Annotated in this window: 4 protein-coding genes and 1 pseudogene; 3 read left to right on the top strand and 2 right to left on the bottom strand. The window is 63.6% G+C overall.

Going from position 1 to position 3,005, the window contains the following annotated elements; all coding sequences use genetic code 11:
• The 3 genes from ccmI to A2I95_RS29215 form a co-directional block, all read left to right on the top strand.
• A partial coding sequence (gene ccmI / locus A2I95_RS29225; RefSeq protein ID WP_291735532.1) for a c-type cytochrome biogenesis protein CcmI occupies positions 1-1,129 on the top strand: 1,129 nt, incomplete at its 5' end.
• A complete protein-coding gene (gene ruvX, locus A2I95_RS29220; protein ID WP_291735531.1) occupies positions 1,126-1,599 on the top strand; it encodes a Holliday junction resolvase RuvX in 474 nt (157 codons plus the stop codon). The genes ccmI and ruvX, both read left to right, overlap by 4 nt.
• A 3-nt stretch (positions 1,600-1,602) precedes the next feature.
• Positions 1,603-1,836 (top strand): DUF1289 domain-containing protein, encoded by a 234-nt coding sequence (locus A2I95_RS29215; RefSeq protein WP_027259205.1) that lies wholly within the window; start codon positions 1,603-1,605, stop codon positions 1,834-1,836.
• Positions 1,837-2,173: 337 nt separating this feature from the next.
• On the opposite strand, the gene A2I95_RS29210 is transcribed toward A2I95_RS29215, so the two are convergent.
• Both A2I95_RS29210 and A2I95_RS29205 read right to left on the bottom strand, forming a co-directional pair.
• Positions 2,174-2,518 (bottom strand): hypothetical protein, encoded by a 345-nt coding sequence (locus tag A2I95_RS29210; protein WP_291735529.1) that lies wholly within the window; start codon positions 2,516-2,518, stop codon positions 2,174-2,176.
• A 55-nt stretch (positions 2,519-2,573) separates the two neighbouring features.
• Positions 2,574-3,005: pseudogene (locus A2I95_RS29205) on the bottom strand (hypothetical protein); the annotation flags it as partial.

The raw sequence follows: 3,005 nt of genomic DNA, 5'->3' as shown, positions 1-3,005 counted from the left end.
GCGTGTCTACCGCCAGCAACTGCGCGAGGTGGACAAGGATCTGGCCCGCGGCGTCATCAACGCTGGCGACGCCGACCGCATCCGCACCGAGATTTCCCGCCGCATCCTGGCCGCAGACACGCAGCTGCAGCAGGCGCAGTCAGGCCGCTCGCAGCCCCGGACCCTGTCGCTGGTATTCGGCATAGCAACAGCGCTGCTGATCACCGGCGGCACTATGGGGATCTACTGGCAGCTGGGCGCGCCCGGGTATGGCGACCTGGGCCTGAAGGACCGTATCCAGCTGGCAGGTGAACGCGCCGAAAACCGCCCCTCCCAGGCGGAGGCCGAAGCCGAAGTTCCCGCCTTGCCCAAGCCGCAGGTTGAAGAGGGCTACTTCACACTGGTGGAGCAGCTGCGTAAGACGGCTAGGGAACGTGCGGACGACGCTCAGGGGCAGGCCCTGCTGGCCCAGCACGAGGCGAACCTCGGTAATTTCCAAGCCGCCTATGCAGCCAAAACCAACTACATCCGGCTGGCCGAGGGCCAGGTCAACGCCCGCGACTTCACCGAACTGGCCGAGCTGAAGATCATGGCCGCCGGCGGCTATATCTCGCCCGAGGCCCAGACCGACCTGCAGAAAGCACGCGCCATTGACCCCGCGCACGGGCCGGCCCGCTATTACTGGGGCCTGATGCTGGGCCAGATCGGCCGCCCGGACCTGGCCTACCGCGAATGGGCTGCAACCCTGCGTGACGGCCCGGCGGACGCCCCCTGGATCAAGGGCATCCAGGGCCAGATCGAGGAAATGGCCTTCCGCGCCGGTGTTGAATACCAGCCGATTGCGCCCGGCGGCAGCACCGCCCCCGCCCTGCCCGGCCCAAGCGCCGAGGATATGGCCGGCGCCAGCGAACTCAGTGCAGAAGACCGGCAGGAGATGATCCGCGGCATGGTCACCCGCTTGTCGGACCGGCTGGCAACCGAGGGCGGCTCAGCCGAGGAATGGGCCCGGCTGATCGGCGCCCTCTCGGTTCTGGGCGACACCGACCGCGCCCGCACCATCTATGGCGAGGCCCGCGACGCCTTTGCCGCCGATCAAGAGGCGCTGGCGCTGTTGGAAACCATCGCCGCGCAGGCAGGGATTTCAGAATGATCCACGACGTTTTCGAAGATTTCGCCGCAACCCTGCCGCCGATGCACGCGCTGATGGGGCTGGACCTTGGCACCAAGACCATTGGCGTTGCCGTCTCCGACCGCATCGGTGCCGTGGCGACGCCCCTGGAAACTGTGAAGCGCAAGAAATTCTCCGCCGACGCCGCCCGCCTGCTGGAGATCATCCAGGCCCGCGACATCAGCGGCATCCTCTTGGGCCTGCCGCGCAACATGGACGGCACCGAAGGCCCCCGCTGCCAATCCACCCGCGCCTTTGCCCGCAATCTCGCCCAGCTCACCGATCTGCCGGTCTCCTTCTGGGACGAGCGGCTCAGCACCGTGGCCGCAGAAAAAGCGCTTCTTGAGGCGGATACGACACGTAAACGCCGCGCAGAGGTTATCGACCACGTCGCGGCCTCCTATATTCTCCAAGGCGCATTGGACCGGATGCGGCATTTGAAGAACGGGTGAATGATGACTGACGACGTATGGAAACGGGACGAGATCCAAAGCCCCTGCATCAAGATCTGCGTCGTCCACCCCGAGTCACGCATCTGCACCGGCTGCTACCGCACAATTGACGAGATCCGCGACTGGTCGAAAATGACCAACGAGGACCGCGCCGGCATCATGAACGATCTGCCGGAGCGCGCCAGCAAACTGGTCAAGCGCCGCGGCGGCCGCAGCGCCCGGTTAAAGCGCAGTTAGCGCGGCGCGCGGCTGGGTAAGGTTCTGTAAATCATGCGGAATAAGCACTGACCCAATGTTTCGCGCGCGAAACATTCAGGCAGGATTGCTGACCTATTCGCTGAGGGCGCGCGCCTGTCCGTGGGGTGGGGCTGCAAGAGTCGGAAACTGCCGCTTTATCGCTGCCGAGTAACTGCCGCTTTATCGCTGCCGAGTATTTGCCAGGCCGCGGCGATTTCCTGCCCTCTCCCAAGCGCCAGCCCGCCGGAACGGGCAGGCGCTCGCCCGGCGCCTGCGGCTCGTTCCGGGCGTTTCTCAGCACTTAGCTACTCATTTGACAAAACCGGCCGTCAGCCTGCTACGAGATCAAGCAACCCCCTTCATCGAAGAAAAGCGTAACACCCGGTTCTTTTGCAAAATTCAGCTGGGGTTCCACAAACACTCTGAGTGTTTCCAGAAATTCGTCCGGCGACCAGGAGCGGTACGGAGGCTGGCGGTTATCTTCATAACCCCAGCCCCTCGCCTTTGCAGCCTTTATCAGCGTCTCCTTACGAAGACACCCAAGCGCTGCGGCATCAGTCAAAAAATAACTATAGGCGCGATAGAAGTGTTTCGTATTGCGCACATCCCAAGCGATCAAGGACTGGTAAGCCAGCAGCACAAGGGCCACCAACAATAAAAGTGGAAGAATTACCCTTTTCATCTTGCTCCAAGGTCAATGCTCTTTGACTGCCAGTGTTTATATCAAATTCGGCAGCTCACCCCTCTGCCAGCCACCCCTTGGTCCAATCCGCCAGCTCCGGGCGGAAGTATGCAATCATGCGGCCCTCTTCCGGCGCATTTGCCGCCGCGCCCCAGGGTGCAACCCCGTGCAGGCACAGCCGGTGCATCAGATAAGACTCACCGGGCTTGGCATGCACAGTGATCCGCGGGCAGGTCTCGAACACCTCGGCGCGCGCAGCCGTATAGGCGTCGGTCACATCCACATCCGCCCAGCCCTCCTGCGGCACCCCCTCAAACGCGGCAGTAAAGGCGCGGCGCATGATGTGGTGGCTGCCCTCCCAGATCACCAAGGGCGCGGCATCGGGGCTGCTTTCATTCAGCGGTATCCCCAGCACCCAGGCGTGCGGCTCCTCCACCTTGCGGCGGCGGTGCTCGCCAAACATTTTCACCCCGTCCACATGCGCGGC

The organism is Leisingera sp. F5 (assembly GCF_001593695.1).
The sequence above is the reverse complement of the archived record's forward strand: the minus strand, read 5'-3'. Positions and strand labels throughout refer to the sequence as shown.

Excerpts from the sequence above, each read along its gene's own strand:
- A2I95_RS29215 (WP_027259205.1), top strand. The coding sequence starts at position 1,603 with ATGACTGACGACGTATGGAAACGGGACGAGATCCAAAGCCCCTGCATC.
- ruvX (WP_291735531.1), top strand. The coding sequence starts at position 1,126 with ATGATCCACGACGTTTTCGAAGATTTCGCCGCAACCCTGCCGCCGATG.
- A2I95_RS29210 (WP_291735529.1), bottom strand. The coding sequence starts at position 2,518 with ATGAAAAGGGTAATTCTTCCACTTTTATTGTTGGTGGCCCTTGTGCTG.